The sequence below is a fragment of the Azospirillum sp. B21 genome (assembly GCF_008364825.1).
Classification (GTDB): Bacteria; Pseudomonadota; Alphaproteobacteria; order Azospirillales; family Azospirillaceae; genus Azospirillum.
This window is the reverse complement of the sequence record NZ_VTTO01000009.1, coordinates 127,738-148,796: the sequence shown is the minus strand read 5'-3', so window position 1 is coordinate 148,796 and position 21,059 is coordinate 127,738. Positions and strand designations below refer to the sequence as shown.

The 21,059-nt window shown below is 65.1% G+C and carries 16 protein-coding genes and 3 tRNA genes; 18 read left to right on the top strand and 1 reads right to left on the bottom strand.

The features are described from left to right. Positions 1-14 precede the first annotated feature (14 nt). Positions 15-914 carry a 23S rRNA (guanosine(2251)-2'-O)-methyltransferase RlmB gene (rlmB, locus tag FZ983_RS21350; protein WP_149225503.1) on the bottom strand — a complete coding sequence of 300 codons (900 nt, stop codon included), beginning with the start codon at positions 912-914 and terminating at the stop codon, positions 15-17. Positions 915-1,055: 141 nt separating this feature from the next. Here rlmB and FZ983_RS21345 point away from each other — a divergent pair. The 18 genes from FZ983_RS21345 to rplC all read left to right on the top strand — a co-directional run bounded on the left by FZ983_RS21345 (position 1,056) and on the right by rplC (position 21,058). Beyond that, positions 1,056-1,141, top strand: a tRNA-Tyr gene (locus FZ983_RS21345). Positions 1,142-1,203: 62 nt separating this feature from the next. After that, positions 1,204-1,277: transfer RNA gene (locus FZ983_RS21340), tRNA-Gly, on the top strand. 80 nt (positions 1,278-1,357) lie between these two features. Beyond that, on the top strand, positions 1,358-2,548 hold the full coding sequence (gene tuf, locus FZ983_RS21335) for an elongation factor Tu (RefSeq protein WP_014246875.1): 1,191 nt from the start codon (positions 1,358-1,360) through the stop codon (positions 2,546-2,548). A 192-nt stretch (positions 2,549-2,740) separates the two neighbouring features. Next, a tRNA-Trp gene (locus tag FZ983_RS21330) sits at positions 2,741-2,816 on the top strand. An 87-nt stretch (positions 2,817-2,903) separates the two neighbouring features. Beyond that, positions 2,904-3,101, top strand: a complete 198-nt coding sequence (gene secE / locus FZ983_RS21325; RefSeq protein ID WP_014246876.1) for a preprotein translocase subunit SecE — start codon at positions 2,904-2,906, stop codon at positions 3,099-3,101. Positions 3,102-3,104: 3 nt separating this feature from the next. Further along, positions 3,105-3,635 carry a transcription termination/antitermination protein NusG gene (nusG, locus tag FZ983_RS21320; protein ID WP_014246877.1) on the top strand — a complete coding sequence of 177 codons (531 nt, stop codon included), beginning with the start codon at positions 3,105-3,107 and terminating at the stop codon, positions 3,633-3,635. A gap of 160 nt (positions 3,636-3,795) precedes the next feature. Continuing rightward, a complete protein-coding gene (gene rplK, locus FZ983_RS21315) occupies positions 3,796-4,230 on the top strand; it encodes a 50S ribosomal protein L11 (RefSeq protein WP_014246878.1) in 435 nt (144 codons plus the stop codon). Positions 4,231-4,234: 4 nt separating this feature from the next. After that, the gene (gene rplA, locus FZ983_RS21310) at positions 4,235-4,948 is read left to right on the top strand and encodes a 50S ribosomal protein L1 (RefSeq protein WP_149225502.1); all 714 of its coding nucleotides are present in this window, start codon (positions 4,235-4,237) and stop codon (positions 4,946-4,948) included. Between the two features lie 305 nt (positions 4,949-5,253). Further along, positions 5,254-5,778 (top strand): 50S ribosomal protein L10, encoded by a 525-nt coding sequence (gene rplJ, locus FZ983_RS21305; protein ID WP_014246881.1) that lies wholly within the window; start codon positions 5,254-5,256, stop codon positions 5,776-5,778. Positions 5,779-5,836: 58 nt separating this feature from the next. Then, positions 5,837-6,214, top strand: a complete 378-nt coding sequence (gene rplL / locus FZ983_RS21300) for a 50S ribosomal protein L7/L12 (protein ID WP_014246882.1) — start codon at positions 5,837-5,839, stop codon at positions 6,212-6,214. A 248-nt stretch (positions 6,215-6,462) separates the two neighbouring features. After that, positions 6,463-10,656: a DNA-directed RNA polymerase subunit beta gene (gene rpoB / locus FZ983_RS21295; RefSeq protein ID WP_149225501.1), complete on the top strand. Its 4,194-nt coding sequence runs from the start codon at positions 6,463-6,465 to the stop codon at positions 10,654-10,656. Between the two features lie 102 nt (positions 10,657-10,758). Beyond that, entirely contained in the window at positions 10,759-14,931 is a 4,173-nt protein-coding gene (gene rpoC / locus FZ983_RS21290; protein ID WP_149225500.1) for a DNA-directed RNA polymerase subunit beta', read from the top strand. 325 nt (positions 14,932-15,256) lie between these two features. Continuing rightward, the gene (gene rpsL / locus FZ983_RS21285; protein ID WP_012973201.1) at positions 15,257-15,628 is read left to right on the top strand and encodes a 30S ribosomal protein S12; all 372 of its coding nucleotides are present in this window, start codon (positions 15,257-15,259) and stop codon (positions 15,626-15,628) included. 12 nt (positions 15,629-15,640) lie between these two features. Continuing rightward, a complete protein-coding gene (rpsG, locus tag FZ983_RS21280; protein ID WP_012973202.1) occupies positions 15,641-16,111 on the top strand; it encodes a 30S ribosomal protein S7 in 471 nt (156 codons plus the stop codon). A 27-nt stretch (positions 16,112-16,138) separates the two neighbouring features. After that, positions 16,139-18,211, top strand: coding sequence for an elongation factor G (gene fusA, locus FZ983_RS21275; protein WP_149225499.1), 2,073 nt, complete (start codon positions 16,139-16,141; stop codon positions 18,209-18,211). A 38-nt stretch (positions 18,212-18,249) separates the two neighbouring features. After that, positions 18,250-19,440, top strand: a complete 1,191-nt coding sequence (tuf, locus tag FZ983_RS21270; RefSeq protein ID WP_014246875.1) for an elongation factor Tu — start codon at positions 18,250-18,252, stop codon at positions 19,438-19,440. Between the two features lie 539 nt (positions 19,441-19,979). Further along, on the top strand, positions 19,980-20,288 hold the full coding sequence (gene rpsJ, locus FZ983_RS21265) for a 30S ribosomal protein S10 (RefSeq protein ID WP_012973204.1): 309 nt from the start codon (positions 19,980-19,982) through the stop codon (positions 20,286-20,288). A 59-nt stretch (positions 20,289-20,347) separates the two neighbouring features. Beyond that, positions 20,348-21,058, top strand: coding sequence for a 50S ribosomal protein L3 (gene rplC, locus FZ983_RS21260; RefSeq protein ID WP_149225498.1), 711 nt, complete (start codon positions 20,348-20,350; stop codon positions 21,056-21,058). The last annotated feature ends 1 nt before the right edge of the window (position 21,059 follow it).

Below are 21,059 nucleotides of genomic sequence, written 5' to 3'. Positions count from 1 at the left end.
GATCGTGAACCCGGTCACTCGCGCAGGCGGGCGACCTCGTAGAGAGCGACGGCGGCGGCGTTGGATACGTTCAGGCTGCCGACCGGGCCGCCCGTGGGCAGCCGGGCAATGGTGTCGCAGCGATCCATGGTCAGGCGGCGCAGACCGCTGCCCTCCGCACCCATCACCAGCACCGTTTTGCCGGTCATATCCAGCTTCGCCAGAGTCGATGCACCCGACTCGGCAAGCCCCACCGCCCAGAAGCCGTTCTGCTGCAGATCGGTCAGTGCGCGGGCCAGGTTAGTGACGCGCACCAGCGGCACCGCCTCGAGTGCGCCCGACGCGCTCTTCGCCAGCACGCCCGTGGTCTCCGGCGCGTGACGTTCGGTCACCACCACCGCGCGGGCACCAAAAGCGGCGGCGGAGCGCAGTATGGCCCCGACATTGTGGGGGTCGGTCACCTGATCCAGGGCGACGATCACCGCCGAAGGCTCATCCGCCAACTCGTTGCACAGATCCTCGATCCCCACTTCCGGCAGGGGAGAGGTGTCGATCACCATGCCCTGGTGAACGGCGCCGGCCGGCAGCATGCGGTCCAACTCCGTCCGGTCGACGATCGACGCCTCGGGCCGCTGAAGCCCCTGAGCGCGCGCGGCGGCGAAGGCGGGCTCCAGCGCGGCCCGGCCGGATTCGGTGGCCAGCAGCCGGTGGATGCGCCGCTCGGGGTTGGTCCAAGCTGCGGCGACCGGATGCATGCCATACAGAATGACTCCACGCGCCGGCGGCGGGCGATTGCCCTTCGTCCCGCCGCGGCGGGTGCGCGCACCCTCGTCCGCCTGCTCCTGCCGCGGAGCGGTTGCGCGCGGGGTGCCCGCGGCGTGGACGGAATGCTTGTCGGACTGGCGGCCGGAACCCGGATGTTTTGAGCGCGTCATGGTACCCACGAAGGAGGGGAGGGGGCCGCCGGAAACAGCGGCCGAATTTTTTCTGGTGTGAACCGCTTAACCCGTGTTGACAAGGTCTGAAAAATTCGCATATTGCCGAACTCCGCGGCGGGCACTGCCAGGCTGCGGATTGGAAGGGTGGCCGAGTGGTTAAAGGCAGCAGACTGTAAATCTGCCCGCGTACGCGTACGCTGGTTCGAATCCAGCCCCTTCCACCACTACTTTCCACGGCTTGTCCGTGATCGCGTTTGCCCCGGACAGTCGCGCCGGCGGGATGCTTGCGGGTGTAGCTCAATGGTAGAGCAGAAGCCTTCCAAGCTTACGACGGGGGTTCGATTCCCCTCACCCGCTCCAATCCCGCGTGCGCCACGGAAAACCGATCTCGGCCGGGCCATTGTGTGCGTCCGGAACGTCGGGAACGAAAGACCAAAGCGATGGCGAAGGCAAAGTTTGAGCGGAACAAGCCGCACTGCAACGTTGGCACGATCGGCCACGTCGACCACGGCAAGACGTCGCTGACGGCGGCGATCACGAAGGTGCTGGCGGAGTCCGGCGGCGCGACCTTCACCGCTTACGACCAGATCGACAAGGCGCCGGAAGAAAAGGCGCGCGGCATCACGATCTCGACCGCCCACGTCGAGTACGAGACGACCAACCGCCACTACGCGCACGTCGACTGCCCGGGCCACGCCGACTACGTGAAGAACATGATCACGGGCGCCGCCCAGATGGACGGCGCGATCCTGGTCGTGTCGGCCGCCGACGGCCCGATGCCGCAGACCCGCGAGCACATCCTGCTGGCGCGTCAGGTCGGCGTTCCGGCGCTGGTCGTGTTCATGAACAAGGTCGACATGGTCGACGATCCGGAGCTGCTGGAGCTGGTCGAGCTGGAAGTTCGCGAGCTTCTGTCGTCCTACCAGTTCCCGGGCGACGACATTCCGATCACCAAGGGCTCGGCCCTGTGCGCGCTGGAGGACCGTCAGCCGGAGATCGGCCGTGACGCCGTCCTGGCGCTGATGAAGACGGTCGACGAGTACATCCCGCAGCCGGAGCGTCCGAAGGATCGTCCGTTCCTGATGCCGATCGAAGACGTGTTCTCGATCTCGGGCCGCGGCACCGTGGTGACCGGCCGTGTCGAGCGCGGCATCGTGAAGGTTGGTGACGAAGTCGAGATCGTCGGCCTGAAGGCGACGGTGAAGACGACGGTGACCGGCGTCGAGATGTTCCGCAAGCTGCTCGACTCGGGTGAGGCCGGCGACAACATCGGCGCGCTGCTGCGCGGCACCAAGCGCGAGGACGTCGAGCGCGGCCAGGTTCTGGCCAAGCCGGGTTCGATCACCCCGCACACCAAGTTCAAGGCCGAAGCCTACATCCTGACGAAGGAAGAGGGCGGCCGCCATACCCCGTTCTTCACCAACTACCGTCCGCAGTTCTACTTCCGTACGACGGACGTGACGGGCATGGTCTCGCTGCCGGAAGGCGTGGAGATGGTGATGCCGGGCGACAACGTCGCGATGGAAGTGGCTCTGATTGCCCCGATCGCCATGGACGAAGGCCTGCGCTTCGCCATCCGCGAGGGTGGCCGCACCGTCGGCGCCGGCGTCGTTGCCAAGATCGTCGAGTGATGCTATAAGCCTGCCTCCCCCGCCGAGCTTCGGTTCGGCGGGGGAGTTTTATGTGCGCGAAGAGTACGGTTGGGCTTCCGGAAAGCCGTTCTAAAAAGTTCTTCCGAAAGTCGGGTCGAAAGGCCTTGACACCGCCGCTGAAAGAATGCTTTAAGCGGCGTCCCACGCCGAAGGGTGTGGCCGGACGGAGATAGGAGTGTAGCTCAATTGGTAGAGCACCGGTCTCCAAAACCGGGGGTTGGGGGTTCGAGCCCCTCCACTCCTGCCATCCCGTCCCAATAACGGCCGTCTCAACAACGGTTAGGGTAAAAGCGGCGCCCTTCACAGTCGCTTCGGAGCTCGCACGGTTCGCACGATGGCTAAAGTCAATCCCGCAGAATTCGCGCGCGAGGTCCGCCGCGAGGTAGCCAGGGTTACCTGGCCGACCCGCAAGGAAACCGGCATCACGACCGCCATGGTCTTTGTCATGGTCGTGCTGGCCGCCCTGTTCTTCCTCGTCGTCGATCAGGTGCTGGCGGTTGCCGTTCGCTTGATCCTTGGGCTGGGAGGCTAAGACATGGCTGCGCGCTGGTACGTCGTTCACGTCTATTCCGGTTTCGAAAAGAAGGTCGCCCAGGCCATCCGCGAAAAGGCGGCTCAGAAGGGTCTGGAAGACAAGTTCGAGGAAATCCTGGTTCCGACCGAAGAAGTGGTCGAGGTGCGCCGGGGTTCCAAGATCAATACGGAACGCAAGTTCTTCCCCGGCTACGTCCTCGTCAAGATGGACCTGACCGACGAATCCTGGTCGCTGGTGAAGAACACGCCGAAGGTTACGGACTTCCTGGGTGGCGGCGGCAAGCCGCAGCCGATTTCCCAGCGCGAGGCCGAGCGGATCATCCATCAGGTGCAGGAAGGCTTTGAGCGCCCCAAGCCCTCGATCACCTTCGAGGTGGGCGAGCAGGTTCGAGTGAGCGACGGCCCCTTCACCTCGTTCAATGGCGTCGTCGAGGAAGTCGACGAAGAGAAGTCCCGCCTCAAGGTGGCGGTTTCGATCTTCGGCCGCTCCACGCCGGTCGAGTTGGAATACACGCAGGTCGAAAAGATCTGAGCGCAAGGTTCCAAAGTGTTTCGTGTCGGAGCTGCCGGTGCTTGCACCGGTGGCTCCATTCTGTTGCGGGAGGCTCGCCATGGCCGAACCGCAAAACCCCGCGACGCAACGCCGGACCAGCCGGTCGAGAGCGTGACGCGTCGTCCCAGGAGGTTGTGAGATGGCGAAGAAAATCGTCGGTTACATCAAGCTGCAGGTCCCGGCCGGCAAGGCCAACCCGTCGCCGCCCATCGGCCCGGCGCTGGGTCAGCGCGGCCTGAACATCATGGAGTTCTGCAAGGCGTTCAACGCCAAGACGGCGGACCTGGAAGTCGGCATGCCGATTCCCGTGGTCATCACCGCCTACGGCGACCGCACCTTCACCTTCGTGACCAAGACCCCGCCGGTGAGCTACTTCCTCAAGAAGGCTTCAGGCAAGGACAAGGGTTCGACCACCCCCGGCAAGGGCGGCTTCGTCGGCCAGGTCACGACCTCGCAGATCCGCGAGATCGCCCAGAAGAAGATGGTCGACCTGAACGCGCACGACGTCGACGCCGCCGCGACGATGATCGCCGGTTCCGCCCGCTCGATGGGCCTCGAAGTGGTGGAGGGCTGATCCTATGGCGAAGCTGGGCAAGCGTCTGACCGACGCCTACAAGAACGTCGACCGCGACTCCTTCTACTCGCTGGAACAGGCCGTCACCCTGGTGAAGGGCGCCGCAAAGGCCAAGTTCGACGAGACCATCGAGATCGCGATGAACCTCGGCATCGATCCGCGCCACGCCGACCAGATGGTCCGCGGCGTCGTGAACCTGCCGAACGGCACCGGCAAGACCGTCCGCGTGGCGGTGTTCGCCCGTGGCGCCAAGGTCGATGAGGCTCTGGCCGCTGGCGCCGACGTGGTCGGCGGCGACGATCTGGCCGAACAGATCCTGGCCGGCAACATCAACTTCGATCGCTGCATCGCCTCGCCCGACATGATGGGCGTGGTCGGCAAGCTCGGTAAGGTTCTCGGCCCGCGCGGCCTGATGCCGAACCCGAAGCTGGGCACCGTGACCCCCGACGTGGCCGGCGCCGTCAAGGCTGCCAAGGCCGGCGCGGTGGAGTTCCGTGCGGAGAAGACCGGCATCATCCACGCCGGCGTCGGCAAGGTCAGCTTCTCGGAAGAGGCGCTGGTCCAGAACATCCGCGCCTTCGTCGATGCCATCACCCGTGCCAAGCCGACCGGCGCCAAGGGCCAGTACCTGCTGAAGGTCTCGCTCTCGTCGACCATGGGCCCGGGCCTGAAGCTCGACCTCGCCAGCGTGTCGGCTCCGGCCGGCGCTGCGGCGTAATCGACCGTCTTTCGCCGCCGATGCCCCAGGGTGTCGGCGGCGACCGGGTGGATGATCCAAGGGGGCCTGCCCCGGCGGAACGCCCACCCACCCCTGTCCGAGACCGCAGGTGTCCGCCCCTTCTCCGGAAGGTGAGGGCTTAAAATTCACCGGCGCAGACAGGAGTTGAACCCGTTGACCATTCCGGAACCCGTCAAGGCGGGCCACCGGATCAGGAACGGCTTGAACTTCTGGGACAGGTTCGCCGGACCTCCGGCCCGCGAGGGCAGGGGGTTCATGTACACCTCTGTGCAAGGAGGCGATCCGTGGATCGTACACAAAAAGAAGCGACGATCGCGGCTCTGCAATCGAAGCTCCAGGACACGGGCCTGGTGGTGGTCACCCACCATCTGGGCCTGACGGTGAAGGAAGTCACCGACCTGCGTGCGAAGGTTCGGGCTGCTGGCGCCAGCTTCAAAGTGACGAAGAACCGGCTCGCCCGTCGTTCCCTTCAGGGGACGCAGTTCGAAGGTCTGGACGGTCTCTTCAAGGGACCGACGGCGATCGCCTTCTCGAAGGATCCCGTTGCGGCCGCCAAGGTGGTGGCCGACTACGCGAAGACCAACGAGAAGCTCAAGATCGTCGGCGCCAGCCTCGGCACCCAGATTCTGGACGCGGAGGGGGTCAAGGCCCTCGCCTCGCTCCCGTCGCTGGACGAACTGCGTGGCCGCCTCGTGGGCATGATCCAGACCCCGGCGACCCGTATCGCCGGTGTTCTCCAGGCTCCGGGCGGCCAGGTCGCCCGCGTGCTTGCTGCCTACGCGAAGAAGGACGACGAGGCGGCGGCCTAACCAGGCCTAGTCACTCGTTTTTTCCATCCCCAGAACTCAAGTCGTTTGGAGTAGTAACATGGCTGATCTGCAGAAGCTCGTCGACGATCTGTCGGCCCTGACCGTCCTGGAAGCCGCCGAGCTGTCGAAGCTCCTCGAAGAGAAGTGGGGCGTCTCCGCCGCCGCTCCGGTGGCCGTCGCCGCCGCCGGCCCGGCCGCTGCCGCTGCCGCTCCGGCCGAAGAGCAGACCGAGTTCACGGTGATCCTCGCCGATGCCGGCGACAAGAAGATCAACGTGATTAAGGAAGTCCGTGCGATCACCGGCCTGGGCCTGAAGGAAGCCAAGGACCTGGTCGAGGGCGCTCCGAAGCCGGTCAAGGAAGGCGCCACGAAGGACGAGGCCGCCAAGATCAAGAAGCAGCTTGAAGAAGCCGGCGCCAAGGTCGATATTAAGTAAGACCTTGTTGCGTTACGGATCATACAGTTCCACGCCGGACGGCGGCCGGTCCCCCAGGGGACCGGCCGCTGCACGGCGTTTTCTGCCTTCCGCCGGACCGGGCTTGCCCGGCCCGGCTCTTTCCGTCCCCATCATGGGGATGGCCCGCGCGGGCGCCCTTGGGACCGGTCGACACCAGTCGGCTTGATCCCACGGTCGGTTGAACGGTCGGTATAACGCGCATCACGTACAGACGTTTGGGGACATCCATGGCCAAATCCTTTACGGGTCGTAAACGTGTTCGGAAGAGCTTCGGGCGCATCCCGGAAGTCACCCAGATGCCCAACCTCATCGAGGTGCAGCGCAGCTCCTACGATCACTTCCTGCAAATGGACGTCGCCCCGGAAAAGCGGGCGAACCTGGGCCTGCAGGAAGTCTTCAAGTCGGTCTTCCCGATCAAGGACTTCTCCGACCGCGCGGTGCTGGATTTCGTCAAGTACGAGCTTGAGCAGCCGAAGTACGACGTCGAGGAGTGCCAGCAGCGCGGCATGACCTTCGCTGCCCCGCTGAAGGTCACCCTGCGCCTGTCCGTGTTCGACGTCGAGGAAGATACCGGCCTCCGGTCCATCCGCGACATCAAGGAGCAGGACGTCTACATGGGCGACATGCCCCTGATGACGGCCAACGGCACCTTCATCATCAACGGCACCGAGCGCGTCATCGTCTCCCAGATGCACCGCAGCCCGGGCGTCTTCTTCGACCATGACAAGGGCAAGACCCACGCGTCGGGCAAGTATCTGTTCGCCGCGCGCGTCATCCCCTATCGCGGTTCCTGGCTCGACTTCGAGTTCGACGCCAAGGATCTCGTCTATGTGCGCATCGACCGCCGCCGCAAGCTGCCGGCCACCACGCTGCTGTTCGCCCTGGACAGCGCGGAGACCGAGGCTCTGCGCGCCGAGCGCAAGGCGAACCGCAAGGACCTGCTGCCCTACGAGGCGCAGGGCATGGCCAAGGAAGAGATCCTCAACTACTTCTACGACACCATCACCTACAGCCGCTCCGCCGGCGGTTGGAAGACCCCGTTCAGCGCCGAGCGCATGAAGGGCGTCAAGCTGGCGTCCGACCTCGTCGATGCCGCCACCGGCGCCATCGTCGCCGAGGCCGGCACCAAGATGACCCCGCGCGTCATCAAGAAGCTGGTCGAGGCCGGCCTGACCGAGCAGCAGGTCTCCACCGAGGAGCTGACCGGCCGCTATCTCGCTGTCGACATCATCAACGAGCGCACGGGCGAAGTCCTGTTCGAAGCCGGTGACGAACTGTCGGCGAGCGACCTTGAGAAGCTGGAGAAGACCGGCGTCGACGAACTGCCGGTGCTGGCGATCGACCATCTGAACGTCGGCGCCTACATCCGCAACACGATGAATGCGGACCGCAACGCCAGCCGGGAAGACGCGCTGATCGACATCTACCGCGTCATGCGTCCGGGCGAGCCGCCGACTCTCGAGTCGGCCGAGGCGCTGTTCTCGGGCCTGTTCTTCGACAGTGAGCGCTATGACCTGTCGGCCGTCGGCCGTGTCAAGATGAATGCGCGTCTGAACTTCCAGACCGACGACCAGATGCGCGTTCTCCGCAAGGAGGACATCCTGGAGATCCTGAAGGTTCTGGTGAACCTGAAGGACGGCCGCGGCGAGATCGACGACATCGACCATCTCGGCAACCGCCGTGTCCGCTCCGTCGGCGAGCTGATGGAGAACCAGTACCGCGTCGGCCTGCTGCGCATGGAACGTGCGATCCGCGAGCGCATGAGCTCCGTCGAGATCGACACGGTGATGCCGCACGACCTGATCAACGCCAAGCCGGCCGCCGCCGCCGTCCGCGAGTTCTTCGGTTCGTCGCAGCTGTCCCAGTTCATGGACCAGACCAACCCGCTGTCCGAGATCACGCACAAGCGTCGTCTCTCGGCTCTCGGCCCGGGCGGTCTGACCCGCGAGCGCGCCGGCTTCGAGGTGCGCGACGTGCACCCGACGCATTATGGCCGCATCTGCCCGATTGAGACGCCGGAAGGCCCGAACATCGGTCTGATCAACTCGCTGGCGACCTACGCCCGCGTGAACCAGTACGGCTTCATCGAGAGCCCCTACCGCAAGGTCATCGACGGCAAGGTCACCAACGAGGTGGTCTATCTGTCGGCGATGGAGGAGGGCCGCTACGTCGTCGCCCAGGCGAACGCCGAGCTGAACCCCGACAACAGCTTCGCCGCCGATCTGGTGTCCTGCCGCCAGGGCGGCGAATACCTGATGTTCCGGCCGGAAGCGATCGACCTGATCGACGTGTCGCCGAAGCAGCTGGTGTCCGTCGCCGCGGCGCTGATCCCGTTCCTGGAGAACGACGACGCCAACCGCGCGCTGATGGGCTCCAACATGCAGCGTCAGGCGGTGCCGCTGGTGAAGGCGGACGCGCCGCTGGTCGGCACGGGCATGGAGGCGACCGTCGCCCGCGACAGCGGCGTGACCATCGTCGCTAAGCGCTCGGGCATCGTCGACCAGGTCGACGCCACGCGCATCGTCGTGCGCGCCACCGACAGCTCGGACAGCACGGCGCCGGGCGTCGACATCTACAACCTGCTGAAGTTCCAGCGTTCCAACCAGAACACCTGCATCACCCAGCGCCCGCTGGTGAAGGTCGGTGACCGGGTGAACGCCGGCGACATCGTGGCTGACGGCCCGTCGACCGATCTCGGCGAGCTGGCGCTCGGCCGGAACGTCCTCGTCGCGTTCATGCCGTGGAACGGCTACAACTTCGAGGACTCGATCCTCATCAACGAGCGCATCGTCAAGGACGACGTCTTCACCTCGATTCACATCGAGGAGTTCGAGGTCATGGCCCGCGACACCAAGCTGGGCCAGGAGGAAATCACCCGCGACATCCCGAACGTGGGCGAGGAAGCGCTGAAGAACCTCGACGAGGCCGGCATCGTCTACATCGGCGCCGAAGTCCGTCCGGGCGATATTCTGGTCGGCAAGGTGACGCCGAAGGGCGAAAGCCCGATGACGCCGGAAGAGAAGCTGCTGCGCGCCATCTTCGGCGAAAAGGCCTCCGACGTCCGCGATACCTCGCTGCGCCTGCCGCCGGGCGTGGTCGGCACGATCGTCGAGGTGCGCGTGTTCAGCCGCCGCGGCGTCGACAAGGACGAGCGCGCCCTGGCGATCGAGCGCGCCGAGATCGAGAAGCTGGCCAAGGACCGCGACGATGAGCGTGGCATCCTTGAGCGCAGCTTCTACACCCGCCTGAAGGAAGTGCTGATCGGCCAGACCGCCCAGTCCGGTCCGAAGGGTATGAAGGGCGGCACTGTTCTCACCGACGAGGTGCTGGCCGGCCTGTCCAAGGGCCTGTGGCGCCAGATCGCCATCGCCGACGAGCAGGTGATGGAGACCGTCGAGAACCTGGGCAAGGTGTTCGACGACTCGATCAAGGCCCTGCAGGACCGCTTCGAGAACAAGGTCGACAAGCTGCAGCGCGGTGACGAGCTGCCGCCGGGCGTCATGAAGATGGTCAAGGTCTTCGTCGCGGTGAAGCGCAAGCTGCAGCCGGGCGACAAGATGGCCGGTCGTCACGGCAACAAGGGTGTCGTCTCGCGCATCATCCCGCAGGAGGACATGCCCTATCTGGAGGACGGCACTCCCGTCGATCTGGTGCTGAACCCGCTGGGCGTGCCGTCGCGCATGAACGTCGGTCAGATCCTGGAAACCCACCTCGGCTGGGCGGCCTCGGGTCTCGGCAAGCAGATCGGCCGTGCGGTCGACCAGTACCGTCTGGCGATCCGCCAGAAGGCCGAAGGCGCTCCCCAGCTGGAGGCCCTGCGCAGCACGCTGAAGTCGGCGTACGGCGAGGTGACCTACAACGAGGACATCGCCGACATGACCGACGGCGAACTGCTGGAGTTGGGCGGCAACCTGCGCAAGGGCGTGCCCTTCGCGACGCCGGTCTTCGACGGTGCCCGCGAGGAGGACATCTGCGTCCATCTGGAACGCGCCGGTTTCGACCGCTCGGGCCAGTCGACGCTGGTGGACGGCCGCACCGGCGAGACCTTCGACCGCAAGGTCACCGTCGGCTACATCTACATGCTGAAGCTGCACCACCTGGTGGACGACAAGATCCACGCCCGGTCGATCGGTCCCTACTCGCTGGTCACGCAGCAGCCGCTGGGCGGTAAGGCCCAGTTTGGCGGTCAGCGCTTCGGTGAGATGGAGGTCTGGGCGCTGGAAGCCTACGGCGCCGCCTACACGCTGCAGGAAATGCTGACGGTGAAGTCGGACGACGTGTCCGGCCGCACCAAGGTCTACGAAGCCATCGTCCGCGGCGACGACAACTTCGAGGCCGGCATTCCGGAGTCGTTCAACGTGCTGGTCAAGGAGCTGCGCTCGCTCGGCCTGAACGTCGAACTGAACCAGCGGTCCTACTGAGCCGATTTGACGTGACCAAACCCCGGTGCGGTGCCGATGCGCTGCTCCGGGGTCATGCACTGCCCTTAACCGACAACGCGGCGATGCCAGCGGGAGACGGTCATGAATGAGTTGATGAACATTTTCGGCCAGGTCCAGGGGCCGCAGAGCTTCGATCAGATCCGCATCCAGATCGCGAGCCCCGAGCGGATCCGGTCCTGGTCCTACGGCGAGATCAAGAAGCCGGAAACCATCAACTATCGTACCTTCAAGCCGGAGCGCGACGGCCTGTTCTGCGCCCGCATCTTCGGCCCGATCAAGGATTACGAGTGCTTGTGCGGCAAGTACAAGCGCATGAAGTATCGCGGCATCATCTGCGAGAAGTGCGGCGTCGAGGTCACGCTGTCGAAGGTCCGGCGCGAGCGCATGGGCCACATCGAGCTGGCGTCCCCCGTCGCGCACATCTGGTTCCTGAAGTCGCTGCCGAGCCGCATCGGTCTGCTGCTCGACATGACGCTCAAGGATCTGGAGCGCATCCTCTATTTCGAGAACTACGTCGTCATCGAGCCGGGCCTCACCCCGCTGAAGCTGCATTCGCTGCTGAACGAGGAAGAGTTCCTGAACGCCCAGGACGAGTATGGCGAGGACGCCTTCACGGCCTCGATCGGTGCCGAAGCGCTGCGCATCATGCTGTCCGCGCTCGACCTCGACGAGGAGAAGAAGCGCTGCCGTGAGGATCTGCGCGACACCAACTCCGAAGCCAAGCGCAAGAAGCTGGTCAAGCGCCTGAAGCTGATCGACGCCTTCCTGGCCTCGCAGTCGCGGCCCGAATGGATGATCCTGGAAGTCATTCCGGTGATCCCGCCCGAGCTGCGTCCGCTGGTGCCGCTGGACGGCGGCCGCTTCGCCACGTCCGATCTGAACGACCTGTACCGTCGCGTCATCAACCGCAACAACCGTCTGAAGCGGCTGATCGAGCTGAAGGCGCCGGACATCATCGTCCGCAACGAGAAGCGCATGCTGCAGGAGGCCGTCGACGCTCTGTTCGACAACGGCCGCCGTGGCCGCGTCATCACCGGCGCCAACAAGCGTCCGCTGAAGTCGCTGTCGGACATGCTGAAGGGCAAGCAGGGCCGCTTCCGTCAGAACTTGCTCGGCAAGCGCGTCGACTACTCGGGCCGTTCGGTCATCGTCGTCGGTCCCGAGCTGAAGCTGCACCAGTGCGGCCTGCCGAAGAAGATGGCGCTGGAGCTGTTCAAGCCCTTCATCTACGCCAAGCTGGAGCTGTACGGCCTCGCCTCCACCATCAAGGCCGCCAAGCGGATGGTGGAAAAGGAGCGTCCCGAGGTATGGGACATCCTGGAAGAGGTCATCCGCGAGCATCCGGTGATGCTGAACCGTGCGCCGACGCTGCACCGTCTCGGCATCCAGGCGTTCGAGCCGACGCTGATCGAAGGCAAGGCGATCCAGCTGCACCCGCTGGTCTGCACCGCGTTCAACGCCGACTTCGACGGCGACCAGATGGCCGTGCACGTCCCGCTGAGCCTCGAAGCCCAGCTGGAAGCGCGCGTCCTGATGATGTCGACCAACAACATCCTGTCGCCCGCCAACGGCAAGCCGATCATCGTGCCGTCGCAGGACATCGTCCTTGGCATCTACTACATCTCGATGGATCGCCCGAGCGAGAAGGGCGAGGGCATGGTGTTCGCCAACGTCTCGGAAATCGAGCAGGCGCTGAACGCCAAGGTCCTGTCGATCCATGCGAAGATCAAGGCGCGCTACGTCGGCGTTGACGACGAAGGCAACGAGCTGATCAGCATCGTCGAGACGACGCCGGGCCGCATGCTGCTGTCGGAGCTGCTGCCGCGTCACCCGAAGGTGCCCTTCTCGCTGATCAACCGCGTCCTAACCAAGAAGGACGTCGGCAACGTCATCGACGCCGTCTACCGCCACTGCGGCCAGAAGGAGACGGTGATCTTCGCCGATCGCCTGATGAAGCTGGGCTTCGGCCACGCCTGCCGCGCCGGCATCTCCTTCGGCAAGGACGACATGGTCATCCCCGCCGCCAAGGAGAAGCTGGTCAACGAGTCGAAGGAGCGGGTGAAGGAGTTCGAGCAGCAGTATCTCGACGGCCTGATCACCCAGGGCGAGAAGTACAACAAGGTCGTCGACGTCTGGTCGGAGTGCACCGAAAAGGTCGCCTCCGAGATGATGAAGGCGATCTCGACCACCGAAGCCGGCAAGCCGGTCAACTCGGTGTACATGATGGCCCACTCCGGTGCGCGTGGTTCCGCCGCGCAGATCCGTCAGCTGGCCGGCATGCGCGGCCTGATGGCCAAGCCGTCGGGCGAGATCATCGAGACGCCGATCATCTCGAACTTCAAGGAAGGCCTCACCGTGCTGGAGTACTTCAACTCCACCCACGGCGCCCGCAAGGGTCTGGCCGACACCGCCTTGAAGACGGCGAACTCCGGTTACCTCACCCGCCGCTTGGTCGACGTGGCGCAGGACGCCATCATCGTCGAGCATGATTGCGGCACCGAGCGCGGCATCACCGTCAAGGCGGTGATCGATGGTGGCGAGGTCATCTCTCCGCTGGGCGACCGCATCCTCGGCCGCACCGTGGTCGGCGCGGTGATCGACCCGCTGAACGGCGAGCTGATCGTCGAGGACGGCGGCCTGATCGACGAGCCGACGGTCGACCGCATCGAGCGGTCGGGTATCGACTCGGTCAAGATCCGCTCGGTCCTGACCTGCGAGACCCGCGACGGCGTCTGCGCCAAGTGCTATGGCCGTGATCTGGCCCGCGGCACGCTGGTCAACACCGGCGAGGCGGTCGGCGTCATCGCGGCGCAGTCGATCGGCGAGCCGGGCACCCAGTTGACGATGCGTACCTTCCACATCGGTGGTGCGGCGCAGCGCGGTGCGGAGCAGAGCCAGATCGAGGCGGCGTTCGATGCAACGGTGCGGATCAACAACCGCAACGTCGTCATGAACTCGTCGGGCATCCCGGTCGTCATGGGCCGCAGCACCGAAGTGATTCTGCTCGACGAGCAGGGCCGCGAGCGGGCGCGTCACCGCGTGCCGTACGGCGCCAAGCTGCTGGCGGATGAGGGCGTAAAGGTCGAACGCGGCGCCAAGCTGGCCGAGTGGGACCCCTACACCCTGCCGATCATCACGGAGCGTGCCGGTACCGCCCGCTACATCGACCTCGTGGAGGGCATCTCCATGCGCGAGGTGATGGATGAGGCGACGGGCATCAGCTCCAAGGTGGTTGTCGACTGGCGCCAGCAGCCGCGCGGTGCCGATCTGAAGCCGCGCATCGCGCTAGTGGACGACCGGGGCGACCTGATCACCCTACCGAACGGCCTGGAAGCCCGCTACTTCATGTCGGTGGACGCCATTCTGTCGGTGGAGAACGGTGCCGAGGTCCGGGCCGGCGACGTGCTGGCGCGTATCCCGCGCGAGTCGTCGAAGACCCGCGACATCACCGGCGGTCTGCCGCGCGTGGCCGAGCTGTTCGAGGCGCGTCGTCCGAAGGACTTCGCCATCATCTCGGAAATGAGCGGCCGCGTCGAATTCGGGAAGGATTACAAGACCAAGCGCCGCATCGTCGTTCGCAACGACGAGACCGGTGACGAGAAGGAGTATCTGATCCCGAAGGGCAAGCACATCTCCGTGCAGGAAGGCGATTACGTCGAGCGCGGCGATCTGCTGATGGACGGCAATCCGGTGCCGCATGACATCCTGGCGGTGATGGGTGTGGAGGCCTTGGCCGACTACCTGATCAACGAGATCCAGGACGTCTATCGACTGCAGGGCGTGAAGATCAACGACAAGCACATCGAGGTGATCGTTCGCCAGATGCTGCAGAAGGTCGAGATCACCGACGCCGGCGAGACCACCTTCCTGGTGGGCGAGCAGGTCGACCGTCAGGAGTTCGACGAGGAGAACGAGAAGACGGTTGCGGAAGGTCTGCAGCCGGCCCACGGCCACCCGGTTCTCCAGGGCATCACCAAGGCCAGCCTGCAGACGCGCTCCTTCATCTCGGCCGCGTCGTTCCAGGAAACCACCCGCGTCCTCACGGAAGCGGCCGTCGGCGGCAAGGTCGACAACCTGGAAGGCCTGAAGGAGAACGTCATCGTCGGCCGTCTGATCCCGGCCGGCACGGGCTCCGTGGTGAACCGCCTGAAGCTGATCGCCGCCGAGCGTGACCGCGAAGCGGCCCTGGAAGCCGGCGCTCCGGAGGAAACTCCGGCCCTGCCGACCCCGGGCGAGGAAAGCTCCGCAGCCTGATCTGTCGGGAAGAGCGAGTAGGGGAGGGGGCGCGTTCCGCAAGGGACGCGCCCTTTTCTTGTCGGGTTTCGCGCCGGAGCAACGGGACCTTCCACAGGCTGAAATACCGTTCTTGACTCTCCCACCCCGTTTCCCTAAAGTCCGCGAACTTCAAAGGACGCCGGGGCTCTCCGTGCGTCCGCTTGAATCCACCGATCCCGCCGATCGGAGTCCTCCGGTCGGCTTTCGCTCATTCAGCCCGCTCGGAACGGCAACGTTTCGCAGGCGGGCTTTTGCTTCGTCCGGCTCGTCCGGCCGAGTGATCTTGAAGGGATGAAGGGCAGATATGCCGACGATCAACCAGTTGATCCGTAAGCCGCGCGAGCCGTTGGCCGCGCGCAACAAGGTTCCCGCGATGGAGGCCTGCCCGCAGAAGCGTGGCGTCTGCACTCGCGTTTACACCACCACCCCGAAGAAGCCGAACTCGGCGCTCCGTAAGGTCGCCCGCGTTCGTCTGACGAACGGCTTCGAGGTGACGAGCTACATCCCTGGTGAGGGCCACAACCTCCAGGAACACTCGGTGGTCATGATCCGCGGCGGTCGTGTGAAGGATCTTCCCGGCGTTCGCTACCACATCATTCGCGGCACGCTGGATACCCAGGGCGTCAAGGATCGTAAGCAGCGTCGTTCGAAGTACGGCGCGAAGCGTCCGAAGTAAGGAGAACTCACGATGTCCCGTCGTCATCGCGCCGAGAAGCGTGAAGTCCTGCCGGACGCCAAGTACGGCGACCGCGTCCTGACGAAGTTCATGAACTGCCTGATGCTGGACGGCAAGAAGTCGGCCGCCGAAGGCATCGTCTACGGCGCGCTGGGCCGTATCGAGGTCAAGACCAAGAACGACCCCGTTCAGGTCTTCCACGACGCCCTCGCCAACGTGAAGCCGCACCTCGAAGTTCGCAGTCGCCGCGTCGGCGGTGCGACCTACCAGGTTCCGGTCGAGGTCCGTTCGGACCGCGCCCAGGCTCTGGCCATCCGTTGGCTGATCAGCGCCGCCCGCGCCCGCTCGGAAAACACCATGACCGAGCGTCTGTCGGGTGAGCTGCTCGACGCCGCCAGCCAGCGCGGCACTGCCGTGAAGAAGCGCGAAGATACGCACCGCATGGCGGAAGCCAACAAGGCGTTCTCGCACTACCGCTGGTAAGGTTCACGCCTGTCCTGGTGATTTTGCATGCCCCGTTCGCACGCCCTCGACCGTTACCGCAACATCGGCATCATGGCTCACATCGATGCCGGCAAGACGACGACGACCGAGCGCATCCTGTTCTACACCGGCAAGTCCTATCGCATGGGCGAAGTCAATGACGGCACCGCCGTCATGGACTGGATGGAGCAGGAGCAGGAACGGGGCATCACCATCACCTCGGCGGCCACGACCTGTTTCTGGCGCGACCACCGCATCAACATCATCGACACGCCCGGCCATGTGGATTTCACCATAGAGGTCGAGCGGTCCTTGCGTGTCCTGGATGGCGCCGTCGCCATCTTCGATGCGGTTGCGGGGGTCGAGCCCCAGACCGAGACCGTGTGGCGGCAGGCCGACAAGTACGGCGTGCCGCGCATGGCCTTCGTCAACAAGATGGACCGCACCGGCGCAGATTTCGCCAACTGCGTCGCCATGATGGCAGACCGGCTGGGCGTCAAGCCGCTGGTCCTGCAGTTGCCCATCGGTGTCGAAGCCAGCTTTTCCGGCATCGTCGATCTGGTCGCAATGCGCGCCACGATCTGGAAGGCCGAGACGCTTGGCGCCGAATTCGAACACACGGACATTCCCGAGGATCTCGCAGAAGCGGCAGCAAGCGCCCGCCAGGCGCTGCTGGAGGCTGTGCTTGACCTCGACGAGGCGGCGATGGCCGCTTATCTGGAGCGCGGCGATGAGCCTGCGCCGGACGCCCTGCGCGCGCTGATCCGCAAGGGCACGATTGCCGGCGCCGTGGTGCCGGTGCTCTGCGGTTCGGCCTTTCGCAACAAGGGCATCCAGCCGATGCTCGACGCGGTGATCGATTACCTGCCCGCCCCGAACGACATCGGTGCGGTCAAGGGACATGCCGTCAGCGGCGAGCGCGACGAAGAGCGCCCGGCCAACGACAGTGCTCCCTTCTCCGGTCTGGCCTTCAAGGTGATGAACGATCCCTATGTCGGGACGCTCACCTTCTGCCGCATCTATTCCGGCACAGCGACCGTCGGAGATTGGATGCTCAACCCGGTCAAGGGCGAGCGCGAGAAGATCGGCCGCATGCTGCTGATGCACGCCAACAGCCGCGAGGACATCGAGCGCGCCCATACTGGCGACATCGTGGCCTTCGCCGGATTGGAACACACGGCGACCGGCGACACGCTGTGCGATCCTGCCAAGCCGATCGTGTTGGAACGCTTGGACGTCCCCGAGCCGGTCATCGAGATCGTGGTCGAGCCGCGCACCGAGGCCGACCATGACAAGATGGCAGCGGCGCTGAACCGGCTGGGCCATGAAGACCCCTCCTTGCGCGTGTCCGTCGACCGCGAGAGCGGCCAGACCGTCATCCGCGGCATGGGCGAACTGCACCTCGACATCGTTGTCGACCGGATGAAGCGCGAGTTCCGCGTCGACGCCTCCGTCGGCGCGCCGAAGGTGGCCTACCGCGAGACGGTGCTGCGTACGGCGGAGGTTGACCACACCCACGCCCGTCAGACCGGAGACCGTGCGCAGTTCGCGCGGGTGGCGCTGAAGGTGGAGGCGCTGGACCGTGGCGCAGGCTTCGTGTTTGAGAACCGTACGGCGGCCCTGCCGCGTGAGTTCGTGGCCGGTGTGCAGCGCGGGCTGGAAGCCACCAAGGACAGTGGCGTGGTCGCCGGCTATCCGGTCGTCGACGTCAAGGTGACGCTGGTCAGCGGCGAATCCCACGATGTGGATTCCTCCCCGCTGGCCTTCGAGTTGGCGGCGCGGACTGCCTTCCGCGAGGCGATGACAAAAGCCGCTCCGGTCCTGTTGGAACCGCTGATGCGGGTCGAAATCATCACGCCGGACGACTATATGGGCGACGTCATCGGTGACCTGAACGGTCGCCGCGGACAAATCACCGGCATGGACCAGCGTGGCAACGCGCGAATCGTCACGGGACTGGTTCCCTTGGCGGCCATGTTCGGCTATGTGAATTCCCTGCGCTCCATGAGTCAGGGCCGCGCGCAGTACAGCATGCAGTTCGACCATTATGAGCCGGTGCCACAGGCCATCGCGGACGGCGTCCGCGCCAAGGTGGCCTGAAGACCGCTGGAACGATTGAGAAACGGAGAGACCAACCCATGGCCAAGGCAAAGTTCGAGCGGAACAAGCCGCACTGCAACGTTGGCACGATCGGCCACGTCGACCACGGCAAGACGTCGCTGACGGCGGCGATCACGAAGGTGCTGGCGGAGTCCGGCGGCGCGACCTTCACCGCTTACGACCAGATCGACAAGGCGCCGGAAGAAAAGGCGCGCGGCATCACGATCTCGACCGCCCACGTCGAGTACGAGACGACCAACCGCCACTACGCGCACGTCGACTGCCCGGGCCACGCCGACTACGTGAAGAACATGATCACGGGCGCCGCCCAGATGGACGGCGCGATCCTGGTCGTGTCGGCCGCCGACGGCCCGATGCCGCAGACCCGCGAGCACATCCTGCTGGCGCGTCAGGTCGGCGTTCCGGCGCTGGTCGTGTTCATGAACAAGGTCGACATGGTCGACGATCCGGAGCTGCTGGAGCTGGTCGAGCTGGAAGTTCGCGAGCTTCTGTCGTCCTACCAGTTCCCGGGCGACGACATTCCGATCACCAAGGGCTCGGCCCTGTGCGCGCTGGAGGACCGTCAGCCGGAGATCGGCCGTGACGCCGTCCTGGCGCTGATGAAGACGGTCGACGAGTACATCCCGCAGCCGGAGCGTCCGAAGGATCGTCCGTTCCTGATGCCGATCGAAGACGTGTTCTCGATCTCGGGCCGCGGCACCGTGGTGACCGGCCGTGTCGAGCGCGGCATCGTGAAGGTTGGTGACGAAGTCGAGATCGTCGGCCTGAAGGCGACGGTGAAGACGACGGTGACCGGCGTCGAGATGTTCCGCAAGCTGCTCGACTCGGGTGAGGCCGGCGACAACATCGGCGCGCTGCTGCGCGGCACCAAGCGCGAGGACGTCGAGCGCGGCCAGGTTCTGGCCAAGCCGGGTTCGATCACCCCGCACACCAAGTTCAAGGCCGAAGCCTACATCCTGACGAAGGAAGAGGGCGGCCGCCATACCCCGTTCTTCACCAACTACCGTCCGCAGTTCTACTTCCGTACGACGGACGTGACGGGCATGGTCTCGCTGCCGGAAGGCGTGGAGATGGTGATGCCGGGCGACAACGTCGCGATGGAAGTGGCTCTGATTGCCCCGATCGCCATGGACGAAGGCCTGCGCTTCGCCATCCGCGAGGGTGGCCGCACCGTCGGCGCCGGCGTCGTTGCCAAGATCGTCGAGTGATGACCCATCCGGCATCCGCCGCAAGGTGGTCGCCGGAGAGGGAAGGGTGGGGCAGCGGGAGCGATCCCGCCGCCAGTTGTTTGAGACGGGCCGTCTTCTCCGCGTAAGCAGGAAGGGCGGCCCGCCCGGTTCTAGCCATCGGGCGTCGGTGTTTGGAACCGTCCGCCTGTCGATCCAGCTTCCTCCGATCCAGGGGCGATTCAGGATTGACACGCGGGCGCTGAACGCCTAGAGATTACGCCCTCTGGATTTTGGGTTGGTGGTAGGCAGAATCGGCCTAGACGCAGCCCGAGACGAACGGCACGGCGCGCCTCTACAGGGCGCGCCGTCTGCTGAACGGAACATCCCCTTCGCGCTCCGTGCGCGGGGGATGTTCTTTTTCGTATCGGCCCGTCGCTTCGGTCACTGTGTCGCCCGTCAGCCCCGCTTCGGTGGTTCGGCGCGCGGCCTTGCGCTGTCGGCGATGCCCCCCAAGCAAGCTCGTGGAGTTCCGGTGACGCGTCCGCGTCATCGCTAGAAGGTGCAAGGGACGTTTGGACATGGACAGCCAGAACATCCGCATCCGTCTGAAGGCGTTCGATCATCGCGTGCTCGACCAGTCGACCAGCGAGATCGTCAACACCGCCAAGCGGACCGGCGCGCGCGTGCGGGGCCCGATCCCCCTGCCGACGCACATCGAAAAGTTCACCGTGAACCGCTCGCCGCACATCGACAAGAAGTCGCGTGAGCAGTTCGAGATCCGCACCCACAAGCGCCTGCTCGACATCGTCGATCCGACGCCGCAGACCGTGGATGCGCTGATGAAGCTCGACCTCGCCGCCGGCGTCGACGTCGAGATCAAGCTCTGATTTTGGTTGGTAAGGGACCTCTCCACTCACGGACGTCCCTGGTCAGGAGATAAAGAACAATGCGATCCGGTTTGATCGCGCAGAAGGTCGGCATGACCCGCGTCTTCACGGACGACGGCCAACATGTTCCGGTCACTGTGCTGAAAGTCGACAGCTGCCAGGTCGTCGCCGTTCGCACCGAGGAAAAGGATGGCTACACTGCCGTCCAGCTCGGCGCGGGCGCCATCAAGGTCAAGAACGTCAACAAGCCTGAGCGTGGGCATTTCGCCAAGGCGCGTGTGGAACCGAAGCGCAAGCTGGTCGAGTTCCGCGTCGATGCCGATGCCCTGATCGAGGTTGGTGCCGAGCTGTCGGTCACCCACTTCGTCGCCGGCCAGTACGTCGACGTCACCGGCACTTCCATCGGCAAGGGCTTTGCCGGTGCGATGAAGCGCTGGAACTTCGGTGGTCTGCGCGCCACGCACGGCGTGTCGGTGTCGCACCGCTCGCACGGTTCGACGGGTAACCGTCAGGACCCCGGCAAGGTCTTCAAGAACAAGAAGATGGCCGGTCACCTCGGTGACGAGAAGGTTACGGTCCTGAACCTTCAGGTCGTCGCCGTCGACGAAGCCCGTGGTCTGATCATGCTCAAGGGTGCCGTCCCCGGCGCCGAGGGCGGTTGGCTGCGCATCCGTGACGCCGTCAAGAAGAAGGCTCCGGAAGGCCTGCCCTTCCCGGCCGGCATCAAGTCTGCTCCGGCGGCGGAAGCCCCGGCCGAGACGCAGGAGTGAG